This is a genomic window from Arcicella sp. GW821-FHT09D11 (assembly GCF_059416265.1).
Window position 1 is genome coordinate 1,197,716 of record NZ_JBWKOV010000002.1, and the last position, 24,931, is coordinate 1,222,646.

General features: G+C 34.7%; 17 protein-coding genes. 11 read left to right on the plus strand and 6 right to left on the minus strand.

Annotated elements, in window-relative coordinates; genetic code table 11:
* Window positions 1–234 precede the first annotated feature (234 nt).
* The 4 genes from AC07N0_RS10105 (at window position 235) to AC07N0_RS10120 (ending at window position 4,954) form a co-directional block, all read left to right on the plus strand.
* Window positions 235–1,968, plus strand: coding sequence for an alpha-L-fucosidase (locus AC07N0_RS10105; RefSeq protein ID WP_494589074.1), 1,734 nt, complete (start codon window positions 235–237; stop codon window positions 1,966–1,968).
* 250 nt (window positions 1,969–2,218) lie between these two features.
* Window positions 2,219–3,127 carry an SMP-30/gluconolactonase/LRE family protein gene (locus AC07N0_RS10110; RefSeq protein ID WP_494589075.1) on the plus strand — a complete coding sequence of 303 codons (909 nt, stop codon included), beginning with the start codon at window positions 2,219–2,221 and terminating at the stop codon, window positions 3,125–3,127.
* Window positions 3,128–3,296: 169 nt separating this feature from the next.
* Window positions 3,297–4,148 carry an AraC family transcriptional regulator gene (locus AC07N0_RS10115; protein ID WP_494589076.1) on the plus strand — a complete coding sequence of 284 codons (852 nt, stop codon included), beginning with the start codon at window positions 3,297–3,299 and terminating at the stop codon, window positions 4,146–4,148.
* 167 nt (window positions 4,149–4,315) lie between these two features.
* Window positions 4,316–4,954, plus strand: coding sequence for a siderophore-interacting protein (locus tag AC07N0_RS10120; RefSeq protein WP_494589077.1), 639 nt, complete (start codon window positions 4,316–4,318; stop codon window positions 4,952–4,954).
* Between the two features lie 380 nt (window positions 4,955–5,334).
* Here AC07N0_RS10120 and AC07N0_RS10125 read toward each other — a convergent pair whose 3' ends face one another.
* The gene (locus AC07N0_RS10125; RefSeq protein WP_494589078.1) at window positions 5,335–5,844 is read right to left on the minus strand and encodes a hypothetical protein; all 510 of its coding nucleotides are present in this window, start codon (window positions 5,842–5,844) and stop codon (window positions 5,335–5,337) included.
* A 350-nt stretch (window positions 5,845–6,194) separates the two neighbouring features.
* Here AC07N0_RS10125 and AC07N0_RS10130 point away from each other — a divergent pair, with 350 nt between their 5' ends.
* The 3 genes from AC07N0_RS10130 to AC07N0_RS10140 all read left to right on the plus strand — a co-directional run bounded on the left by AC07N0_RS10130 (window position 6,195) and on the right by AC07N0_RS10140 (window position 8,548).
* Entirely contained in the window at window positions 6,195–6,959 is a 765-nt protein-coding gene (locus tag AC07N0_RS10130) for an SDR family NAD(P)-dependent oxidoreductase (protein ID WP_494589079.1), read from the plus strand.
* A 224-nt stretch (window positions 6,960–7,183) separates the two neighbouring features.
* Window positions 7,184–8,089 (plus strand): helix-turn-helix domain-containing protein, encoded by a 906-nt coding sequence (locus tag AC07N0_RS10135; RefSeq protein WP_494589080.1) that lies wholly within the window; start codon window positions 7,184–7,186, stop codon window positions 8,087–8,089.
* 111 nt (window positions 8,090–8,200) lie between these two features.
* Window positions 8,201–8,548 carry a hypothetical protein gene (locus AC07N0_RS10140; protein ID WP_494589081.1) on the plus strand — a complete coding sequence of 116 codons (348 nt, stop codon included), beginning with the start codon at window positions 8,201–8,203 and terminating at the stop codon, window positions 8,546–8,548.
* A gap of 215 nt (window positions 8,549–8,763) precedes the next feature.
* On the opposite strand, the gene AC07N0_RS10145 is transcribed toward AC07N0_RS10140, so the two are convergent.
* Both AC07N0_RS10145 and AC07N0_RS10150 read right to left on the minus strand, forming a co-directional pair.
* Window positions 8,764–11,103 carry a TonB-dependent receptor domain-containing protein gene (locus tag AC07N0_RS10145; protein ID WP_494589082.1) on the minus strand — a complete coding sequence of 780 codons (2,340 nt, stop codon included), beginning with the start codon at window positions 11,101–11,103 and terminating at the stop codon, window positions 8,764–8,766.
* Window positions 11,104–11,327: 224 nt separating this feature from the next.
* Window positions 11,328–12,605 carry a PepSY-associated TM helix domain-containing protein gene (locus tag AC07N0_RS10150; protein ID WP_494589083.1) on the minus strand — a complete coding sequence of 426 codons (1,278 nt, stop codon included), beginning with the start codon at window positions 12,603–12,605 and terminating at the stop codon, window positions 11,328–11,330.
* A 495-nt stretch (window positions 12,606–13,100) separates the two neighbouring features.
* Between AC07N0_RS10150 and AC07N0_RS10155 the strand changes: the two genes are divergently transcribed.
* From AC07N0_RS10155 to AC07N0_RS10170, 4 genes are all read left to right on the plus strand, one after another.
* The gene (locus AC07N0_RS10155) at window positions 13,101–14,459 is read left to right on the plus strand and encodes a 3-keto-disaccharide hydrolase (protein WP_494589084.1); all 1,359 of its coding nucleotides are present in this window, start codon (window positions 13,101–13,103) and stop codon (window positions 14,457–14,459) included.
* Between the two features lie 191 nt (window positions 14,460–14,650).
* A complete protein-coding gene (locus AC07N0_RS10160) occupies window positions 14,651–15,985 on the plus strand; it encodes a Gfo/Idh/MocA family protein (protein ID WP_492802794.1) in 1,335 nt (444 codons plus the stop codon).
* Between the two features lie 265 nt (window positions 15,986–16,250).
* Window positions 16,251–20,897: a DUF3320 domain-containing protein gene (locus tag AC07N0_RS10165; RefSeq protein WP_494589085.1), complete on the plus strand. Its 4,647-nt coding sequence runs from the start codon at window positions 16,251–16,253 to the stop codon at window positions 20,895–20,897.
* Between the two features lie 366 nt (window positions 20,898–21,263).
* Window positions 21,264–22,727, plus strand: a complete 1,464-nt coding sequence (locus tag AC07N0_RS10170; protein WP_492802795.1) for a PAS domain S-box protein — start codon at window positions 21,264–21,266, stop codon at window positions 22,725–22,727.
* A 97-nt stretch (window positions 22,728–22,824) separates the two neighbouring features.
* Here the strand turns inward: AC07N0_RS10170 and AC07N0_RS10175 are convergent, their stop codons facing one another.
* The 3 genes from AC07N0_RS10175 to AC07N0_RS10185 form a co-directional block, all read right to left on the minus strand.
* Complete coding sequence (locus tag AC07N0_RS10175) at window positions 22,825–23,148, minus strand: hypothetical protein (protein ID WP_492802796.1); 324 nt, start codon at window positions 23,146–23,148, stop codon at window positions 22,825–22,827.
* Window positions 23,149–23,613: 465 nt separating this feature from the next.
* Complete coding sequence (locus AC07N0_RS10180; RefSeq protein WP_494589086.1) at window positions 23,614–24,156, minus strand: dihydrofolate reductase family protein; 543 nt, start codon at window positions 24,154–24,156, stop codon at window positions 23,614–23,616.
* A 194-nt stretch (window positions 24,157–24,350) separates the two neighbouring features.
* Window positions 24,351–24,758, minus strand: a complete 408-nt coding sequence (locus AC07N0_RS10185) for a ribosomal maturation YjgA family protein (RefSeq protein WP_494589087.1) — start codon at window positions 24,756–24,758, stop codon at window positions 24,351–24,353.
* Window positions 24,759–24,931: the final 173 nt, after the last annotated feature.

The following is a 24,931-nucleotide window of genomic DNA, read 5'->3' on the forward strand; positions in this document are numbered from 1 at the left end:
GCTAAAGTTATATTCTTAAAAAAGGCTGTCCCAAAAGAAAACCATTGCCAAATATTCTTTGGTTGGAAACCTCACCCCCAACCCCTCTCCTTCAGAGAGGGGAGCTTTTGAGCTCAAAAAGCCCCTTCTCTGAAGGAGAAGGGGTTGGGGATGAGGTCTTTCGCAGAATAATATTTAGTCGTAAAAACTTTTTGGACAGCCCCATTAATAAAAATGCCTTGTTGAGCTTCAACCATGAAAAATATATCTGTAATACTTGTTTCCCTAATGATACCTGCTTGTGTGTATGCACAAGAGAAGAATCCATTTCCAACAATTTTAAAACCAAAACCAATTGATAGTGAAACCTTAGGAGATTGGAAAACATTTCCAGAAATGAAGCTAAATATTCCTATTGCAAAAGGCCCTTTTGAACCAACATGGGAATCGATTGAAAAGAATTACCCAGGTACACCTCAATGGCTTCGTGATGCCAAGTTTGGTATTTGGGTTCACTTTGGGCCACAATCAGCAGGAGAAAGTGGCGACTGGTATGCACGCAATTTGTATAAATCGGGAAAAAGGGCTTATGATAATCATATAAAAAAATACGGACACCCTTCAGAGGTTGGATATAAAGAAGTATTGCGTGACTGGAATCCCACCAAGCTTAATCCATCCAAACTCACTAAAATATACAGAGATGCTGGTGCAAAATATCTTATGATTCAGGGGGGTCATCATGATAATTATGATTTATGGAATTCAAAATATCAGCCTTGGAATTCAGTAAATATCGGTCCTAAGCGTGATTTAATAGGGGAATGGGCAAAGGCTTGTAAATCAGATGGAATGCGTTTTGGTGTAACCTTTCACCATGAATATACATGGTGGTGGTGGCAAACAGCCTTTGGAAGTGACAAAGAGGGGGAGAAAAAAGGTGTTCCTTATGATGGAAACCTTAGTCTTGAAGATGGAAAAGGGAAATGGTGGGAAGGTTATGACCCTCGAATGCTTTATGGTATCGACCTCCGAGAATACAAAGGGGTAGAACAAAATGCACATAGCGAATGGTCGCCTCCTCCTGCTGGTATTTTTTCAAACCATCTTGATTATGCTAAATGGTACACAACTAATTGGGCTTTGCGAATGATGGATGTTGTAGCGCATTATGACCCAGATTTTATTTATACTGATGGTACTGTACAAGGGCCTTTTACAGGGAATGGAACAGGAACAGGGATAAAAGCCGATGCTATGCAACACGTAATTGCTGATTTCTACAACCGCACATTACAGAAAAGAGGAATAGTTAATACTTTCAGTATCGTAAAATTTCGCCATAATACCAATGGTACAGTGAACACAGAAGAATTTGGTGTTCCTGAAAAAATTAATACTGCTCAACCTTGGATTGCTGAAGCTCCAGTAGGAGACTGGTTTTATGCTCCTGGCTTTACTTACGATTCAGGGATGATGATTAGATATGTAATTGAAGCCATAGCACGTGATGGAAATGCTGCTCTTTGTATATCTATATTACCAGACGGTTCTTTAGACGAAGGTAGCTTGAAAATGTTAAAAGAAGTAGGTAATTGGATACGTAGAAATGGTGTTGCTGTTTATGGTAGCAAGGCTTGGAGTATTCCGGGTGAAGGAGAAATCATCAACAATAAGTTGAAAATGTTGCCAGGGGGTGCATTAAATAAAAGACACGCTGAATTTAAGTTTAATGAAAAGGATTTTAGGTTTACGGTTGGGAAAGACAAAGCACTTTATGCTTTTTGTATGACAGTGCCAGCACCTAATACTACCATAAAAATAAAATCTTTAGGCTCAAATGCTGGTAATTATGCTCAAAGGATAAAAAAAGTTTCCTTGCTTGGTCACAAAGGAAAACTGGACTGGAAACTTGAACCTGACGGATTAACGATTACCTGTCCTTCAAAGATGCCTTATGAAACATCTGTAGTTTTTAAAGTTGAATGAGGTTTAGAAGATAAAACCCCTTGCTGTTCCAAGTCTTTTTAGACTTGGAACGATAGATAAAATGCAGACTCTGTCTGCAAATACGCAATTTTTTGCTTAATAATATTTTCATAGTTCCTACTTACCGTTAATTATGTCCTGTCATGTTGCTTTTTTTGATTTTTAAATCACTCCAAACCATACAAATCTCACCACAAATCAAGCACTTAATCTGTAACTTGCTTTTTTAGTATAAACAATCCCCAAATATATGATAAAGTTTAGCCATATTCTTGCTGTACTCTTGTTGTCAAATCAGTTATTGTTGGCACAGTCGAATGATGATATTTCTTCTTTGAATCTCATTAAAAAAGGGGCTGTGCTAGTGCAAGTATCCAAACAATTTACTTTTACCGAAGGTCCAGCAGTCGATAAAAAAGGCAATATCTATTTTACCGACCAGCCCAATGATAAAATTTGGAAGTATAGCACTGATGGAAAGCTAACGCTTTTTATGGAAAAATCGGGGCGTTCTAATGGCTTGTATTTTGATAAGAAAGGTAACATTATCTCCTGTGCCGACGAGCATAACGAGCTATGGGCTATTAATTTAAAAGGAGAGAAAACCGTATTGTTAGATAATATCAAAGGTCATAAAGCCAATGGCCCGAATGATTTATGGATTGATACCAAAGGTGGGATTTATTTTACCGACCCCTATTATCAGCGTGATTATTGGACAAGACAAAAGCCAGACATCGAAGGGCAAAAAGTATATTATTTAGCTAAAGGAGCTAGTCAACCCATAGAAGTAGATGCTGACCTAAAAAGACCCAATGGTATTGTTGGCACGCCCGATGGCAAGTATTTGTATGTAGCTGATATTGGTGCTTCTAAAACGTATAAGTATCAGATAAATAATGATGGAACATTATCTAACAAACAACTTTTTGTAGCACAAGGCTCAGATGGAATGACATTAGATAATCAAGGGAATTTATACATTACGGGTAAGGGCGTTACTATTTATAATTCTCAAGGGGTAAAATTGGGTAATATTCCTGTGCCATCTAATTGGGTAGGTAATATTTGTTTTGGAGGCAAAGACCGCAAAACATTATTTATCACGGCATCAGAATCGATTTATACTTTACAAATGCAAGTGAAAGGAGTAGAATAGTCTTTTCAGCATCTGATTATTAAACTATGAAAAACTCACGCTTGGCGTAGCCACTACGCCAAGCGCTAGAGTTATTAAAATTAAGGCTATCAGATACCCCCTTTTAGCTTTGATAATAAACCATTACTTTAGCTACTTAAAGGCAGATTTTAATAATACAATATTGAAAATGAAACGTGATATACCCGTTTTTAATCAAAGTAGTGAAGCCATTGGAGGTATTTATATCGCAAAATTGTCTGTGGACGATGTTGATTCTCATGATAATAAAAAGGGAAGACATCGAGACGATTTCTTTATTTTTTTTGTCATCACAAGTGGCTCTGTAATCATGGAGTGTGATACCGTTAATATTGAAATAGAAGCGCCAAGTGTGCTTTTGATGAAGCCCTTTCAGATTCATGCTGTCCAACAAGTATCAGCAGGTTCCGCAGGGTATTTTATCAGCATTGCTCCATTTTTAATTCCTAATCTTTGTTCAGAAATTTTTCAAAATTTGAAAATTTCTGAACAAGCGAAAAAAATAGAAGAACCACTACAAGAAGACTTGATGGCGAACATTGCTTTATTGAATAGTGCTTTTATCAAACAACAATTATACAAAGGTCAAATTATCAATGGGCTTTTTAATGCTTTGGTGTACCATTTCTCAAATTTATTTCAATCGTCAGAAACACCTACGCCCGAACGTAAAAATCAATCATCATTGATTACTACCAATTTCAAAAAGTTAATTTCTAAAAACAACTTCTTAGAAAGCCCTTCTTTTTTTGCTAAAAAACTAAACATTAGCACTACGCATCTGAACGACTGTGTGAGTTTAACGACAGGGAAATCTGTCACCTATTGGTTACAAAACGCAATGCTTTTGGAAGCACAAAGGCTTTTGTATTACACCGAAAATGAAGTAAAAGAAATTGCCTATGATTTAGGCTTTAAAGACCATTCCTATTTTTCAAGGCTATTCAAAAAAATAAGTAAAGAAACCCCTCTTGGATTTCGGAATAAATTCCGTGAATAGTCCTATCATCTCCCTTGCCTATTCAACCATCAATTGATGTTTTTGTATCAATTTTGTAAGAGAATTAATACAAGAAAAATATGCCGTCGATACCCAAAATAATAGGAGACTTTATGGAGTTAACGTTTAGTAGTAAAATCTGCAAAGTAAACGTTGTTTCAACTGTCATGCCAAGTCCCAGCGTAAAAATCGTTACGTTTAAGGGAGTATTTCCACAAGTGAAATTTAAAATTGGACAAGCCATCATCATCAGAATAGATGATACCAATTACCGCAATTACACCCCTAGCAAATGGGATAGTGACTTAGGGACATTTGAAGTAATTTTCCATGTTCACAGCAATGGACCAGGAAGTCATTTTATAGAAAATATACAACAAGGTGACCAAGTAACCGTTGGTTTGCCCCGAGGCTTTAATATTTATAAACAGGAAGCAAAATATCAATTCTTTTTTGGGGATGAATCTTGCATTAGTGTGTTTAAAAGTATCAAAGACGAAATCAATCATAGTGAAAACAATTATCTAGGTATTTTAGAACTAGACAACACATCATTAGAAGTGCCAAAATCATTAGGATTGATGGTGGATACCGTCCCCAAATCAGTTAATAGAGCTGAGTTTGCTATTGAGACTTTAAATAAATTGGACGATAAAATTTGGCAACTGTGGCAGAATGGATTTTTTTATTTGATGGGCAATGCCAAATCAATCCAAAATTTCAGGAAAGCACTAAAAGACAAAGGTGTATCTAGCAAAAACATCTATACACAACCATATTGGGCGGATGGGAAGGTGGGGCTTTGAGTGATGAATTATAAGTGATGAGTTTTGAGCGGTACACGCTGCGGTTTAAATTCAATTCTTTCCTATTAGCTGGTGACTTAAGTCCTACTGATTACCCATAAGTATATAACTAACAATCAATCTCTTATCCCTAGCGAGGGACTTAAGTCCCTCGCTAGGGATAAGAGATTCACGTAGTCAGGCTGTGACATGAGGCGACCAAAGCTCGATTTGAAAGGCGATTTAAGCCTATTTGAACCTATTTTATCAATAATCACATCCTTATTTCAACTTTTTAAAAGATGTGGGTAATCAATAGGACTTAAGTCACCAGCTAATAGGAAAGGATTTTGAGGATTATCTTATTAAACCCTTTGCTCTCGCTTGGAGTAAGTGTTGTATTACATCAAGCGAAAAGATGTTGGCACCTCATTAAAGTACCAATCCTTGTTGAATGGTAACTGTTTTAGTATTTGCATATCTTCAAAAGAATAGGCATGGTTTCCCTCAAACCAAAAATATTCATCTTTATTAATTTTTAAATATTCAAAGGCAAACTTAAAAATCAATTCTGAGTTTTCATCCCAAAGAGGTTCGATAAAAATAAGGTTGTATAACTTTTTATTAGGAATTAAAAAATCAAATCTTTTATCAGCCCCTAATCCCCTTTGTCTAACATCAATGCCTTCAATGTTGAATGTGAATCCGGGGCTATATCCTTCTTCATCAAGCTTTTTATTATCTTCAAGGCTAATAAATGTATAACTCAAACGACCATCATCAAAGTATTTTTTGTAATTATCATAAATAAATTTGACATCAATCTTTAAACAAACTTTAACTACATCAACTAAAACTTTTTCAGGATTGTGATTTTCCCAATTTTTAAGTACATGGCATAAAGTTCCCATATTTTTAATATTTTAAAACACTTGTTAACTATCTTAATGAATTTACTACAACTAATTCCTCACTTGGTGTAATGTTTCACTACATCAGTGTGTGAGGCGTTTTTAGAAAGTAACGCCAAGGCCACAACTGGACAAACTTATAAAATGCATTTCATTTTTGCAATGTAACATTGCAGTTCACACTGACGTAGTAGAACAATACGCCAAGCGAGAGACTACAACGGATGCTTTCCCTCCCAATAATCATTTGTAAATTTCAATCTTTGATTTTCGCAAACCTTACTTTGTTTTTTGCAAACAGGATGGCTACTTTTTGTCTCAACTTTGTATCATTAAAATAAAACAACAAAATGGATACAAAGAACAAAATCGCCTTGATAACAGGGGGAAGCAGAGGCTTAGGTAAAAACATGGCTTTAAGCATGGCCAAAAAAGGGATTGATGTAATATTTACTTATCATACGAATGTAACAGAAGCCCAAAAAGTAGTTGCCGAAATTGAAACCTTAGGACAAAAAGCAGTAGCGCTTCAGTTAAATACAGGTGACGTCAAATCGTTTGATGCTTTTTTTGCAAATATCACTACTGTATTAAGTGACACATTTAACACAACTCATTTTGATTTCCTTGTCAACAATGCTGGTACTGGTTTGCATACACCCATTGCCGACAATACTGAAGAACAGTTTGACTCACTGATGAATATACACTTTAAAGGTGTGTTCTTTTTAACACAAAAAGCATTAGCATTACTTAATGATGGTGGACGTATCGTTAATATTTCAAGTGGTTTAGCACGTTTTTCAATTCCTGGTGCTGCCGCGTATGCTTCTATGAAAGGTGCAGTTGAAACCTTTACAAGGTATTTAGCCAAAGAATTAGGACCACGAGGCATTACTGCCAACATTGTTGCCCCAGGTGCTATCGAAACAGATTTTGGTGGAGGTGGTGTAAGAGACAATGCTGCCATGAATAGTTTTGTAGCTTCTGTAACAGCATTAGGTAGAGCAGGATTGCCTGATGACATTGGCGGTGTGGTTGCCTTTTTATGTTCAGACGAAGCCAGATGGATAAATGCTCAAAGAATAGAAGTATCTGGTGGAATGTTTATTTAATAATAGTCTTCCTAACAGAACTATAACTATCCATTATAAATCGGTCAGAAAACCGATTTATAATGGATTTTTTGATGCTAAAATTCGGAATATCTTTTTATACAATCTACTCAAAAAAGCACTTATCATTATACACAAATATGATGGTATTACTAATCTTTATATTTTGATTTTAAGTATTCGGCTTTTTATCCTACTTTTGAATTTTGCAAATTAAGTAGGATATGAAATCGACATCCATAGAAGAATTTTATCGCGAAATCAACACTTTACTGCCAGATGGAATCAGTAAAGAAATTGGACATTTTAATGTATTTGATGTGGAGGCTTTATTTGAAAAAATGAAGGAAAAGAAAATAATGCCTTACAACCGTCGAGCATACTATAAAATCAGTCTGATTAGTGGGCAAAACCGAGCAGAATATGCTGATAAAGTAATTAATATTGAAAAGAATGCCCTTTTGTTTGCTACACCAAAAATTCCATATCATTGGGAACCTGTAAACTTTGACCAAGCGGGGCATTTTTGCGTTTTTACAGAAGAGTTTTTATTGAAAAGTAAAAGTGGGGTTGTGTTAGATGAATTGCCTATTTTTAAAGCAAATGGCTATCCTGTATTTCAATTGTCGGACGAAGACCATTTAGAAATAGAAGCAATTTTCAAGAAAATGCATAAGGAAATCAATTCAAACTATGCTTTTAAATATGATTTACTCCGTAATTATGTGATTGAACTAATCCATTATGGACAAAAATTACAACCAGCCACCACTTTATATTCAGCCCAAAATGCGTCAACAAGGGTAGTCTCTTTATTTATAGAATTATTAGAAAGACAGTTCCCGATTGAATCACCACAACAGCAATTACAATTACGTTTTGCTAAAGATTATGCCGACCGTTTGGCAATACACGTGAATCATCTTAATACTATCCTAAAGGAACATACTGGCAAAACTACAACCTACTTAATAGCTAGTAGAATAACCCAAGAAGCCAAATACTTACTAAAGCAAACCAATTGGAATATTTCTGAAATATCCAATTCGTTAGGATTTGAAGAAGTAGCCCATTTCTCTAATTTTTTCAAGCGTCAGACTACATTTTCCCCCATTAATTTTAGGGTTTAGTTGACTTTTTTCTTTGTTTTTCGCAAATCCTCCTTTGATTTTCGCAAGGATATTTTGTTTCTAAAGTATAATCTTTGTGTTATAGTTACAATCAAATAAAAAGCAATAAATATGAAAATCATTAGCGGAATCTTGATAGCCATTACGGTATTTTTAAATGCAAAACACACATGGTCTGCTCTTACGATGAGCATGAAACCTGAAGAAACTAAAATGCTATCTGACATCGGTTTAAGTCAAGGCTTTGTTTTACCGATAGGTGTGGTGTCATTAGCAATATGTTTGTTGGTATTATTTCCCCAAACTTATTTTGTAGGTAATTTACTGAATGCTATTGTCATTTTGCTAATTATGGCTATGGCATTAAATACCCATAATATAAAAACAGCTTTAATCGAAATACCTTTTTTATTAATGCCTTTGATAATGATTTGGCTGGGGCATCCTTTGAAAAAGTAAACACTACGCCAAGTGGGGGTATTTTTCGTGGCGAATATGATAACAACGATATGAATAATGATTACCAATTACCTGAGACAATAAAACCTTGGTGGAAATTCTGGTGACCATTAATTGTTATTAAATCATAATCCCTAGCGAGGCACTTAAGTACCTCGCTAGGGATTATGGTTTGACCCTATTTCTTTGAAGAATAAAGTTTTTGTTGCTACCTACTAAAACTTCAACGTAACATTTCCTGTAAATTTAGCAGGCGCTTGTGGCGTTAAACGTACTGACCAAGCTTGCTCGCTTGTTAAGTTATCAACTTTAAAGCCTATACGAAATTTGCTGTGGTCATAAAAAACAGTAGTATCAAACATGGTATAAGAAGGTATAATAACCTTTGCTTTTTGTGTATTTGTCTGGAAAGATGAACTACCTGAGTTACCACCAAACCCAAGACCCAAACCTTTTAAGTTTCCTTTTGAAAGACGGTAGCTAACCCAGAAATTAAGGGTTCTTGGAGGGCCAGATAAAGCAGGACGCAATCCTTGAACAGTTTCATCTGCTTTGGTATATTTACTATCGTTGTAAGCATAGCCCGCTACGATGTTGAAACCTGTAAATGGCGTAGCCGTAAGCTCAATTTCTACCCCTTTGCTTTCTTGCGTACCATCTTGAATTGAATAATTCGCATCCTTTGGATCTATTCTTAACACATCCTTTACCTGAATATCATAGTAACTAATTGTACCTACTAATTTATGGTTTAACACATCTGCTTTAACGCCATATTCAAGTTGGTTAGCCTGTTCTGGCTTAAATGGATTTCCTTGTGCATCCGAGCCATTTCTATTGAAAAATCCATTCATGTAGTTACCAAACAACGAAACTCTATCTTTTACCAATTGATACACTAAGCCTAATTTAGGCGAAAGCGTAGTCTGATTATAAGTACCAGTAGTCACAGCCGTATTGATGTTATACACACCTTGGTTGAAATAACGGTCTACCCTTAAACTAAGCATAGCCATCAATCTATCGTTAACATTGAATACATCAGAGGCATACATCGCATAGGTATTATCACCATTGTTTTCTGCACGCAAAGTTCCTGTAGATGCCAAGCCGTCTATCGTTTGTTTGGTTATTTTATACGTATTTCCCGGATTGACAAAATTAAGCGTAGGTCCGTTGATAGTAAGTCTATCGAACGAGTTTGAGTTATTGTAATAGTCTAACCCAACAACCAATCTATTACGGAATTTGCCAATTTGGAAATCGCCAATAAAGTTTTGCTGAATATCATTCGCAATAAAAGCGGTGTAGCCTCTGATAACGGATGCTCTCAATGTTGTATCTGTACGTCCGTTCAATGCTGAGATATATCCATTGATAGAAGAACGTGCACGAGAAATAATCGTTTGTGAAGTCCATTTGTCCGAAATCTTATAGTTGAATTGGGCAAATATATTCATCATTTCCGTTTGGTAGGTAAGGTCGTTTGCCCCAAATAAACGGTTGTAAGGAAACTTCATATCTACAATCGATTGCGTTTTGTTACTTCCTGTGAAAGGGTTAAAACGCACGACCGAAGTTGCTTCTGCCTTACCAAGCTCTACGTCAACCAACAAAGCCAGTCGGTCTGTGATTTGGTAAGAAAAACTAGGAGCCAAGCTCAACGAATTGGTAAAGCCCATATCTTGAAAACTTTTTTCAAAAGTAGTCGCACCGTTCAAACGGAACAATACCGTTTTATCTGCATTAGCAGGTGTATTAATATCGAATACCAAACGATTGTAATTCCAACTTCCGCCAAAATATCCTACTTCGCCACCGAAACCATTGTAAGGCTTTTTAGTAACACGGTTATAAAGTCCACCATAACTACTTGATACACTCGTACCGAATAATGTAGCAGATGGCCCTTTAATAGCTTCTACTCGTTCAATATTAGCAGGGTCGATAGAAGAAAAAGCCTGTCCAGCTACACCATTTCGGGCATTTGGTTCTGTTTCAAAACCTCTTGAACGGAACGTTACTCTACCTTGGTTTGCCAACATCGGAATGCCTGCCCCTGGCACATTTTTACCGATACTTCCTAAATCAAGCGCCATTTGTTCTTGAATCAATGCTTTCGGGATGGTATTATATACTTGTGGGTTTTCAAGGTTTTTAAGGGGTAACCTTGCTATATATACGCTTTCTTTATGAGAAAACTTGTTAGCACTTCCTACTACCGTTACTTCCTGTAGGGCACGAATATTTTCTTCAGTAAGTTGGTAGTTAAGTGTAGCGGTTTCACCTGCTTTTACTTCCACAGCAATATTTTTTTCTGCTAAACCAAGCATCTGAATGGTGATAGTATAATTACCCGCTGCAACATTAGCAAATTGGTATTGTCCATCAACATTCGTAAGGGTTGCCTTGTTCAACTGCTTGATAGAGATAGAGACAAGCTCTAAGGGAAGGCTTTCTACAGACGTAATGCGTCCTGTTATATTCCCATTGTTTTGGGCAAAAGTAGCTGTTAATGATGCCAAGAACAACGCAAAAAGTAATAAATATTTCATGGTGATTAAATTGTTAAAAATACGATTGTGATAGGTTTTTCATGGTAGAAAAACCGTAAAAAATAAATGAAACGTCATCTGTAACTACTACTTCTCCAGCCTCTGTGAAAGTTGCTACCTTTTTCAGTGGGAAGTTTTTATGACTAGATGAGATTTACTTCTCTGAACGAGAAGAGTAGGAGCAGTTGCCGATTGGGTAAAAGTTAAAGCAACCTATATTCCAATTAAGAAATAGTCTCTTTCATACTTTTGTTAGTGATTAATGTTTTCTTTTTTGCGCCATAACCATTTCTGCCCCACCAAATCAAGAAGCCAGTTACTGGAAGGCTAGTGGCGATTAGACAAGCGATGAAATATAATATCTTAGAGAAAGTACCAAACAATTCGCCAGTATGAATAAGCTTGGCGGAGGATACAATTTTTTCACCAAGGCTTTTTTGTGCAAAGCTGTTTAGCACAATTACCTTGCCCGAATATTGGTCTAATATCACACGGTCGAGACCCGCGGAAGTTAAGAAACCAGATTTATACTTTAATACATTCACGGTACCTAACGAATCTTTGGGTAATGTAATGCGGGTAGTGCCTTGGTATGGATAAATAGTATTTACTTTATCCAGTATTTTCTCAAATGCCAATGGTTTAGTTTCGGCATTGATATAAACAGATTGTTCAGAAGTTTCTTTTGGACTAGGCTTTTTGCCAGTCAATGTTTGGGAAAAGGCATTTTTGTACCATGTAAAGGCGAAGTAAGGACCCGTCAAAGCCATTATCGTAACAAAAATAAAGGCATAAAAGCCTAAGGCCTTGTGTGTATCAAAATTTACACGCTTGAATTTAGCATCTGTTTTAATCTTGAAGCCCGCTTTCCAAGCACTAAATTTTCCCCAGTTTTTTATTTTGGTAGGTGCCCACAACATCAATCCTGTGATTTGTAGGAAAATCATCATGATACAAGCCACACCTGTAATAACACCACCGATATCATGGTTTTCTATCAACAACCATCTGTGCAATTTTAAAGCCGTAGCGAAAAATTCAGCAGTAGGCGTTTGGGCATCGCCTTGAATTACACCCGTATAGGGATTTACCAGATAGCTCTTTGTTTTTTCTTGTTTAGGAGCTTCTTTCCCGTTTTCAGCTTTATCTTTAGAGGCCTTTGCTACTTTTTTATCGTCACTGGCCTTGTCTGATTTTTTATCTTTTTTTGGTAAGATGGTAAAAGTCCATGCTTCATCAGCATTTTGAGGAACCTGAATAAGGGTTACTTTTCCATTTTTCTCCTTTGCAACGGCTTTCGCTAATTGATTGACAGGAAGTATTGTTGTTCCTGCTTGTAGCTGAATTTTGAATTTGTCTTTATCTACCCATTGCGTAATATCTTTTTGGAAAACATATAGTGTACCCGTCAAACACATGATTAATAACACAATAGCACTAGGTAAACCAAGCCATAAGTGAATATCATAAATGAATTTCCGAAAAGTATATTGTTGTTTCATGGTTAGTTTTTATATACATACGCGCTACAGACAGCGTTTTGTTTATGCTGATGGAATATGTTTACTACTTCTATTTATCATATATTATAGGCTAAACAATCTTCATTTTTTTTAATCCAATCTTTTAAAATGAATATTTATTTAGATTTATTATAAATAATGAACAAAGCTAGTTTTAAAAATACTAAAAGTCAATAATTACTTTGTATTTAGTCTAAATAACTCCCTGAACCTGTAAAATTTAATATTGGGGAAAATCAAATTAAACAAAAAGGAATCGTTCGGCAAATTTGTTTAGATACACATCTATAAAACTGCCAGATAGAAATACAATGTTTTGTCATGAACATTCTAATAATATGATAGTAATGTCTAATTCTTGTGTACAATGAAAATTCCCATACCCTACAGACCCTCCAATATTCTTTCATAAAATCCAGTATAAAAATTATGTTGTATTCTTTATAACAATAAATCTAATTTTATAATAAAACAATGAGACAAAAGTTTTTAAGTATTTTATTCATTATCAGTATTTTATCTTTTTCGTCATTTGCTCAAAAAGAAAAATGGACTAATTTGTTTGATGGAAAAACCTTGAAAGGTTTCAAGCAATTAGGAGGGAAAGCTAAATACAGTGTAAGAAATGGAGAAATTGTAGGCACTACCGTAAAGGATACTCCTAATTCATTTTTATGTACCGAAAGCGATTATGGCGATTTTATTTTAGAACTAGAGCTTAAAGTAGCTGATGGTATGAATTCTGGAATTCAATTCAGAAGTTTGTCGAGCCCAGATTATCAAAATGGTAGAGTACACGGCTATCAAGCAGAAGTTGATCCTTCAGAGCGTGCATGGTCGGGTGGAATTTATGATGAAGCTCGTCGTGACTGGTTGTATATTCCGAATATCAACCCAGAAGGTAAAAAAGCCTTTAAATTACACGGACAATGGAATAAATATCGTATCGAAGCCATCGGAAATGTAATTCGTACTTGGGTAAACGATGTACCAGTAGCTAATTTGGTAGATGATATGACAGCAAAAGGCTTTATCGCCTTGCAAGTGCATTCTATTTATGCAGATATGAAAGAAGGCATGGAAATAAGCTGGAAAAACATCAGAATCCAAACTGAAAATTTAAAACCTCGTCCGACGGATAATAAGCCAGTGGTTAATTTAACGTTAAATACTTTATCTGCACAAGAAAAAGCACAAGGCGTAAAATTATTATTCAATGGTAAAGATTTCACAGGTTGGAGAGGCGTTCACCAAGACAAAATGCCTGATATTCACTGGAAAGTAGTTGATGGAACAATCAATGTTAGTCCGTCAGACGGTTCTGAAACAGGCAACGATATTGTAAGTACCGAACAGTACGGGGCATTTGAATTAACTTTTGATTTTAAATTGACAGAAGGTGCGAACTCAGGCGTGAAATACTTTGTGAATGAAGCCTTTGATTCTAATGGTAAATCTGGAATTGGTTTAGAATATCAAGTATTAGATGATGAAAAACACCCAGATGCAAAAATGGGATCTATAGGAAACCGTACCATGAGTAGTTTGTATGATTTGATTCCTTCGTATAAATTAGACAAGCGTTTCCAACGTAAAATTGGCGAATGGAACCAAGCGAGGGTAATTGTATATCCAAACAACATTGTACAACATTGGTTGAATGGTTTCAAAGTAGTAGAATATGAACGTAATAGTAATATTTTCAAGGCTTTAGTAGCAAGAAGTAAATACGAGAAATACAATGGCTTTGGTGCTGGTGAAAAAGGAAACATCCTTATTCAAGACCACGGCAATAATGTATCGTTTAAGAATATGAAGATTAAAACATTGTAATAGAGTGATTAGTAATTTTTTGGTGATTAGTAATTAGTGATTGGTAATTAGTTTAAAGTGAAGAATAAATTGGGAGTAGATTTTTATGGATTTTACAAGACTTAAAAACTAATTACTATTTAACAATCACTTATTTAGAATGCTAATCACTAATCACCAATTACTAATCACAAAACAACAACAAATAAACTATGGAAAGAAGAGAATTTATCCAAAAAACAACCTTTGCTTCCTTGGGAGCATTAACATTTAGTGCTAAATCATACGCTAAAATTATCGGTGCAAACGACCGCGTAAGAGTAGGTTGTGTAGGTTTTTCTGACCGTCACAGATCTTCTCACGTAGGGCCATTCAAGGCTTTACAAAAAGAAATGAACTTTGAAATGACGGCTCTTTCTGATTTGTGGAATCGTCGTAGAGAAGAAGGTAAAGCCTATTTAGATAAGCAATTGGGTAGCGATGTAAAGGTGTTCAGAAACAACGAAGAGCTTTACGATTCTAAAATGGTGGATGCCGTATTTATCTCAACTGCCGATTTCCAACACGCCTTACACACGGTAGAAGCCGTAAAGGCTGGTTGTGATACTTACACTGAAAAACCATTGGCTGAAACCATGGAAGATGCACGTGCGGTATTAAAAGCAGTGAAGTCATCTAAGCAAATCGTTCAGATTGGTTCACAACGTAGAAGTGGTGAAAACTACTTTGCTGCGGAAGATTTTATCAAATCAGGTAAATTTGGTCCGATTGTGATGGTAGAATTGATGTGGAACGTAAACCAACCAGAACGTTGGAGAAGACCAGAATTGGTTAAAAACTTGAAAGAAACAGATGTAGATTGGAAACGTTATTTAATGAACCGTCCTTTCGAAGCATTTGACCCACGTAAATATTTAGAATACCGTTTATTCTGGCCATATTCTTCTGGTATTCCAGGGCAATGGATGAGTCACCAAATTGATACAGTTCACTGGTTCACAGGTTTACCACACCCAAGAAGCGTAGTAGCCAACGGTGGTATTTATCAGTGGAAAGATGGTCGTTCGAATGCAGATACATTAACAGTAGTATTTGATTACGGCCCACTAGATGACCCTAAATCAGGTTTCCAAGTACAGTTTACTTCACGTTTCTCTAACTCAGCAGGTGAAACGAAAGAATTGTATTATTCAAACGGTGGTATGATTAACTTGGATACCAACGAGATTTCAGCAACTGGAGGTTTAACAGAAGGACATGCTAAAACAATGGGCTTGAAAGCTAATTTGTTAGCACCGATGAAGCTAGAAGGTCAGAAAGTGGCGTCAGAAGCAAACACTGGTGGAGACCCATTGACGTTCAGTCACATCAAGAACTGGATGGAATGCGTACGTTCGCGTAAGCAAAGCCATGCACCAATTGAAGCAGGATATTCTCACTCAATCGCAACAATCATGTCGAACGCTGCTTACAGAACAGGCTTGAAAGTTACTTTTGACGAGAAAACACAAGAAGTATTAGCAGGCGGAAAAGTATTCAAATACTAGTTTGTAATACATAAGTTTAGTAAATAAAATTGCCCATCAAGACTTTGGTTTTGGTGGGCAATTTTTGTTTTCTGATGATTATAGTACGTTAGTTTTATTTAATATATGGTAAGGTTAGTCAATGAAGAACAGATCTTCTTTGAAAAATGTGATAATATAGTAATTACTAAATTATTAATTCATGATTAAGTGCAAAAAAGTCATATAAAATTATTAAATTATATAATGTTTTTTTAAAAATTAAAAGACTTATAAAGTTCGACAAATGCAAGAAACAATACTACCTAAATTAGAAGCCTCAAGAAAAGAACTTTTAGATCTTGGGATGCGAAATACCCTATTAAATTATAAAACACCTAAAGTAAGAGGTCTACGCATTGTACAAGAACAAGCTAGTAGTATTTTCAATATTCTTGTCAAGCAAAATAAGGCAATGACTTTTTTAGGTCGTGTGGGTAAGGATGATGATGAAACTTTTTTAGACCTTCCATCGCTTAGTGAGCCAGAATTGCAGGATGCGTATAATGATACTAAGCTTCAAACTAATGAAACAGAGCAAAAACTCCAAACTAAAATTCTTAATACTTATTATTTTGCTAAAACAAGTATAGAAGAACAAGGGGTAAACATATTGTATCTTTCTCTAGGGATGCTTAATTGGTATGAGAAAGGCAATACAGAAGAAACTAGATTTGCACCTTTGATTTTAGTGCCAGTGAGTTTAGAGCGTTCAAGTGCCAATGAGCGTTTCCGATTAAGATATTCGGGTGCTGATATTGGAATGAATTTGTCATTACAAGCTAAAATGATGGTAGATTTCAATATTACTATTCCTGATTTCCCTGAACAAGAAGAGCTAGATATTGTTAGCTATATTGAAGATATAAATCAACGTATAGTCCATCAAGAAAACTGGAAAGTTGATGCTGATGTAATAGAATTGGGTTTTTTCTCATTTGGGAAATTTATGATTTATCATGATTTAGATAGTTCTAAATGGCCAGACAATAAAAAACCTTTTAATAACAAAATCATACAATCTCTTTTTGGAAATGGATTTAATGAACCTCAACCATCAGTAGATGAAAATCATCATCTTGATAGGGTAACGAAAGCTAATGAACTTTTGCATGTAGTTGACGCAGACAGTTCACAGGTTATAGCTATGTTAGCTGTTCACGAAGGACGCAATATGGTGATACAAGGACCTCCAGGTACTGGAAAGTCTCAGACAATAACTAATCTTATTGCGAATGCAGTCGGGAATGGTAAAAAAGTACTTTTCGTTGCAGAAAAAATGGCTGCATTAGAAGTTGTAAAAAGAAGACTAGATAATATTAATCTTGGGGAAGCTTGTTTAGAATTGCATAGCCATAAGGCAAATAAAAGAGAACTTCATGAAGGATTAAAAAAAGTATTAGAGTTAGGAAAGCCAACTTTAACTCATCTAGAAGAGGAAATAAGAATTTTGGGTTTTCTAATTAATGAACTTAATGCTTATTGTAACGAAGTGAATAATCAAATAGCAGAAAGTGGGCAATCTGCACAAGAAGTTATTGGTCAACTTCTTAAAATTTCAGAATTGAATAAAGATTATAAATTTCCTAAAATCATTATTGAAGATTTAGCGTCTTGGAATCTTTCAAGTATGAAAACAGCGGAATTGCTAGCTGAACAAATACAAACAAGATTAACTAAAATAGGACAACCTGAAAAACTTTTATTTTACGGAGTAGGACTAAATATTTTTTTGCCCAGAGATGAAGAAATTACCAAAGAATATTTAGCAAATGCGATACAAATAACGAAATATATATTTAAGCTGGTAGAAGATATTTCACAGTTTATGTCTTTCTCTAATCCTGTTGATAGAAGCTCAAGTATAAAGCTAATAGATATAACTATACTTGCATCTAAGAATCCAGGGATTAAAGATATGGTTGTAAATGATTCAGCTTGGCTAAATCATCAAATTGATATTTCTGAAATATTAGAAGCAGGTTCTAGACTAGCAGAATTACATAAAAAATATGATTCTATCTTTATTCCAGAAGCATGGGAACAAAATTTACTAGAAATACGACAGAATTTAATTACTCATGGACATAAATGGTATAAGTTTTTAATTGGTGATTATAAAAAAAGTATTAAGCAATTAGCTGGTTTGTTGAATACTTCTATGCCAGAAGATTTAGATACTAAGCTCGTATACATTAATACTTTGATGGAAGGGAAACGCTTAGCTTCTACTGTTCAATCTTTGGAATCAATTGCAATTAGGCTTTTTGGAAGTAATTGGCAAAAACTACGAACAGATTGGCAGTTTGTCATCAATGCTTCAAGTTATTTACAATCTGTTCATCGTGCTATTCAGGAGGAGAAAATACCCGTTACGTTTCTCTCTTTTCTTGAAAGAAATGAGTCTCCTGAAATTTCAATAACTCATGAAATTGCCTTAAAAGAAGCTTTAAATAAACACAAAGAAGCTATATCAGCACTTTTTATCAAAATAGATTATAAAGACAACAACCTGATAGGAAAAACATTTTCTGAGCAACTAGATATATTAGAAAAATGGCATCATAATCTTCCTGAAATGCATCAGGCAATTTCTTGGAATGTACTTAAAGAAAATATAGAAGAACAAGGTGGTAGTTATTTATTAACTGTAGTAGAAGGCTGGGAAGATGCTCACTTAAAATTAAAAACTGCTCTCCAAAAAACATGGTATGATTTTCTTATTGAACAAGCAATGATTAATAGCCCAGCAATTAGAAAATTTGAACGAGCTAGTCATGAAGAAGTTATTGAGAAATTCAAAAAACTTGATATTCTTAATCAGTTTTATAACAGAGCAAAAGTAGCGCTTAGACATTGGGAAGGAGTACCCAAACAAGAGGGTGGCGGACAGATTAATATTCTTAGGAATGAATTCAATCGTAAATCTAGACACATGCCTATACGTAAGTTAATGCAAGAGGCAGGTTTAGCTATACAGGCTATTAAACCTGTAATTATGATGAGTCCTATGTCTATAGCTAACTTTTTGTCGCCAGATAGTATAGAGTTTGATTTAGTTATATTTGATGAAGCTAGTCAGGTAAGACCAGTTGATGCATTGGGGGCAATCCTAAGAGGAAAGCAATTAGTTGTAGTAGGGGATACAAAACAAATGCCACCAACTAGTTTCTTTGATAAAATGAATACTGAAACTGATGATGAAGAAAATGTTACTGCCGATATGCAAAGTATATTAGGAATGTGCGATGCTCAAAGTGCACCACAACGTATGCTACGTTGGCATTACAGAAGCAGACATGAGTCATTAATCAGTTTATCAAACCAAGAGTTTTATGAGAATAAGCTCGTGATTTTTCCGAGCCCAGGCTCTAAATCTAGAATGGGATTGGCTTTTCATCATTTAAGTGATACTTTTTATGATAAAGGAAAAACAAGAACTAATCCTAAAGAAGCAGAAAAAGTAGCTGATGCAGTTATTGAACATGCTCTTCAAAATGCTAAGTTAAGTTTAGGAGTGGTAGCTTTTAGTACGGCTCAAATGCAGGCTATACAGAATGCCTTGGAAATTAGACGTAGAAAAAACCCTGAGGTAGAAAGTTTTTTTAGAAGCCATAACGATGAACCATTTTTTGTTAAAAACCTTGAAAATGTTCAAGGAGACGAAAGGGATGTTATTTTTATTAGTATAGGTTATGGAAGATTAGAAGACGGTAAAGTACCTATGAGTTTTGGTCCTTTAAATAATGAAGGAGGTGAACGTAGGCTAAATGTATTAATAACAAGGGCCAAAAGCCGTTGTGAAATATTTACCAACATTACAGCAAATGATATTAATCCTGGTCCTAATGCTAGGTTTGGAATATGGGCTCTAAAACGTTTTTTGTATTTTGCACAACATGGAAAGTTTGAAAAAAATATTGAAGAAATTGTAGAAAAACAACAACCCTTTGAAGATATAGTTGCTGAAAGTCTAAGAAAGGAAGGATATGTAATAAGAGAGAAAGTAGGCTCTGCTGGTTTTTATATAGATTTAACAGTAGTTGATGCTGATAGTCCAGGAAGGTATCTTTTAGGAATAAACTGTGATGGAAAATCGTATGCAACTGCTAAATCTACCCGTGACCGTAATCGTCTAAGAAATGCCGTACTAGAAGGCATGGGCTGGAAACTATATAATGTTTGGAGTATAGATTGGTTTAGAAATCCTGTTAAAGAGCTACGTTTATTAGTGGAAGCAATTGAAAAAGCAAAGATTGATATTGAACATAGTGACGCTATTGAAGAAGAGTTAATAGAAGAATTAAAAAGCCTTGTTCGTGAAGAGCCAAAAGAGATTAATGTATTGTTACCATTCTACCAATCAGCTATCTTGCCTCAAGAAATCACAAAGCTAGAATTACATTTGTTTTCTTTAGGGCAATTATGTAAATGGATTCAACAAGTAGTAGAAGTAGAGAGCCCTGTACATTTTGAAGAAGTAGCAAGGAGGATTGCTGACGCAAATGGTATTTCGAAAATTGGAAGCCGCATAAGAGCGCAACTTGTTCAAGCAACTGACTATGGTGTAAGGAATAATATTATTATTAAAAAAGGTGATTTTTTATGGCATACAGAAATGTTAATACCATATATTCGAGAAAGGAGCTTATTACCAAGTAGCTCACGTAAGCTAAGTTTCATATCGCCTGAAGAAACTAATATTGCTATAAGAAAAGTAGTAGAAAACTCTATTGCTATACAACCAGAGAATGCTGTGGTTTTAATAGCTAAAATTTTTGGTTTTGGAAGAGTAACAGAAGAAATGCGTAAACACCTTTCAAATGCAATAGATTATGCAATATTAAATGATGTTGTTAGCAAAGATGGTGAGTTCTTAAAGATAAATAATTGATTATACCTTAATTATAATATGACAAGATTGAGTTAATAATACATCATTCAGAAAACAAAAATTGCCCATCAAGCCTTTGGTTTTGGTGGGCAATTTTTGTTTTATGCGTTAGATTTACCTTTGTCGGCAATTAATCTGCGATTAAGTAAAATTGCACAATGGCATCAAATTTTACTATAAATTGTACGTTGTCTTTCCAATATATGCCCAATACAAAACAATAGGAGGTGTATTAGGGTTTTAATTTTATGGAATGTGTCGTTCAGACATCATTTAGTTATTAGTTATGTCAATTAAAGAGTCATGATTTATTTTGCTCAGAAAAATTGCCCATAATTTATATAAAAACCACATAATAGTACAATTATGAATGAGTATGAAATAAATAGATTACAAGAAGTAAATACTTACTTACAACTTGATTTTGACGCCATCCCTGAACTTCAACAAATTACAAATTTAGCTTCAAGATTATGCGAAACACCCATTTCACTCATTACTTTATTGGGTGAAAACTTTAATTGGATAAAAGTATCAACAGGCGTAGAACAAAAACAAGCATCCCGTGAAACATCATTTTGTCAGTATGCGATACAGCAGGACGAGATACTAATTATTAATGATGCCACTAAAGATAGTCGATTTGATACTAATCCCTTAGTGCACACTGCCCCTAATTTGTGCTTTTATGCAGGGGTGCCTTTGGTCATGAGTAGTGGTTATAGGCTAGGAACTTTATGCTTATTTGATGTAACGCCCAATGATTTGACAGAATTACAACAATTAACATTAGAAGTGCTGTCGAAGCAAGTAGTTTGTTTATTGGAATTAAAATTGAGTCAAAAACGACTATTACAAAAAAATCAGGAGATAGAAGAAAAAAATATTTCCATGAGGCAAATTGCCCAATTACAATCTCATGAAGTGCGCCACCCACTAACATCAATTATGGGGCTGGTTAATTTAATTAAAGACGGTTTGTATGAGGTAAATGACGAATGGATAAAGATGATTAGTGATGCGACAAGCATTTTGGATAATAAAATCCGTTCGATAGTCAATGAATCAATGGGGAATAAGGATGTCAAAATCATGCAATTTAATAAAGCCATCGAAGAGATTGAAGATTATGCTATTCTATTGTTAGATGTAAACGGAAATATTGAAAACTGGAATATAGGAGCCCAAAAAATTAAGGGATATACATCGGCCGAGATTGTAGGCAAAAGTTTTAAGAACTTTTATTCATCAAAAGATATAGAAAATAAACTACCAGAAACATTATTAGCAGAAGCTAGACTAAACAAAGTTGCTAGAAATACAGGCTGGCGTATCAAAAAAGATGGCTCGCGATTCTGGGCAAGTGTTATAATCACAAGTATCCATAACGAGATAGGCGAAGTGATAGGATACATTAAAGTAACCCGCGACCTAACGGATATCAGGCACGTCCAAAATTCGCTGGATATATCAGAAGAACGAAACAATAGAATGATTGATGAAATAGAAGACTACGCTATCATATTATTAGATGATAAAGGAATTATTGAAAGATGGAATAAAGGAGCACAGCGCATTAAAGGATATACTGCTCAAGAAATAATAGGTAAAAGTTTTAATGTTTTTTATAGTGAGGAAGATATTCAAAAGGGATTTCCCAATTCATTCCTTGAGCAAGCCAGAAAACATGGAAGGTCTTATCATGAAGGGTGGAGGGTGAGAAAAGATAAGACAAACTTCTGGAGTTCAGTAGTTTTAACTGCAATACATAATAATGATAATGAAGTGATTGGCTATGTAAAAGTAACCAAGGATTTGAAAGATAAATAGCAGATTTCCCTTAGTAATTTTTTAAAAACAAAAGACTGGTACAAATGATTAAGAGATTATCAATTGTACCAGTCATCATTTTATATTAATACATTGCTTAAGTAATAATTCGTGAATCATTACTTAACTGTTTGTTATTAGCAATAAACAAATTGTAAAGGTTGATTGAAAAGCTTAAGACATGAGGAGCAAAAATCAATAATTGGTTTTTTTCAGATTGCTCTTCATTTTCCCCCAAAGACACTCGCAATATCTCCCCAAGGCAAATCGGAATCAGGATAAGAACAAGAACATTAAAGACAACTAACAAGAGGTTAACTGTCAATATGCTAACTCTAGGAGAAAGTATTTTATTTATTTTTTGCATAAAAAAATAAATCGATACTGCTAGTACGCTGTGGATTAATAATATTGTATTCATGTTCGCTGATTGTTGTTTGCAGTGTTAAATTTGTTTAAAAGTTTAGAAACTTCTCTTAATTTCAGATACGTAATTATTGAGGAAAAGGTTGTTTGTGGATTCAATTTTTTTTAAATTTCTTTTGAGATGGCTAGTGGATTATCTTAATGCAGTGGTATTTGGAAGTGTTGTCGAATGACGAATCAAACATAATCTTAATTAAAAATATTTCCTATTATTAACGTCCATATTTATTAAACGGTATTTTTACTCAAGGACAAACCTTAAAGTTACATTCATAGCATGACTGATATTATACTTCTTATATTCAAAAATAATTAAATAATCATGCCACGGGTGCATAGTGATTTACAATAAAGTTAGAATAACGTATATACTCCTAGCATGACTGATACTATACTCTTAATTGTCAAGCTAGCTTAGTAGTCATGCCATGAGAATCCCTTCTCTAATGTCTAAGGAGTTTTAAGGTTTTTTCCTAATAAAATGTGTTTGAACTAAATTGCCCAAAAAGATTTGAGAAGATTGTACTTTAAAAGCTAAGGGTTGTACTAAGTCACCAAAAAGAGGAAAACCTCCACCAAGTAAGAGAGGAAAAGTTGTAATAATCATTTCATCTATCAAATCTTCTTTTAAGAATTGTTGAATAGTTTTTCCGCCATCTATATATAAGCGAGTATATCCTTTTTGGTGTATCTGCGAAAGAATATCTGCCAGTGTTCCTTTTATGAGAAATGCTTTCTCATGATGGCTTTCAGGAATTTCAGCGAGGGTATTACTCAATACAAAAACAGGTTTGTTATAAGGCCATTCGCAATCAAAACCGCAAACAGTCTCAAAAGTTACTCTACCCATTATGAGGGCATCTATACGGTTGAAAAAAGCATAATAACCCATGTCATCACCATCAGGATTGGCTATAGAGTCTAGCCAAGCAATACCACCATTTTTGTCGGCAATATAACCATCAAGACTTTGAGCAATATATACAGCGTTTTGTGTGTTCATGGATTTGAAATATTAAGGAAGTAAATAAAAAATCCGAAGGATTTAAATGTTTATAGATAGAAAAGAAGCTTTCGCAAAATTGTATGACTCCGAAGGAGTCATATTTCCCAATTTATTATTTAGCTATAAACATTGAATCCTTTCAGGATTTTGATGAGTCGTTATAAAGTTTGTTTATGACGATGCAAAAAAAACTACTTAAGTGTTTCGCTCTTGCTCGAATTAGTTGTGGAGAACCTACTCTCTACATAAATCACAAAAGCAATTCCAAGTGTATAAGCAATTAAGTCAATCCATTCAAACGAAGTTCCTATAACAGTTCTGGCAAATTTTGAATGTCCTAAACCAAGTTTGGCAACAATATCAAAGTATTGCAAAACCTCTAATGTAAAAGAAAAAACCAAAACTGCTATGGCTGTTTTAAAAAAAGGAGTATCCAGAAAGGACTTTACAAAACAATAAATCAGTATGACAACTAAAAAGTCGCCAAAATAAGGGCGAATGAATTGGTCATGAACATACAAAGCAATAAGTACTTCGACTACAAATAACAAAAATGCGATGATAAAATAATTCCAGTTGAATTTGAAGGTACTGCTCATAGAGAATGTTTTGACGGTTTATAACTTGATAAATTTACAAAACTACTTTTTCTTATAAAAGCATAACTGTGCTGTTCCAAGTCTAGAGACTTGAACTGTCTTGTCCTAAAATAAGTTGACAGTTTCGGTTAAGTTATCGAAATTAGTTATAAACTTTAAAGTAATGGGACAAA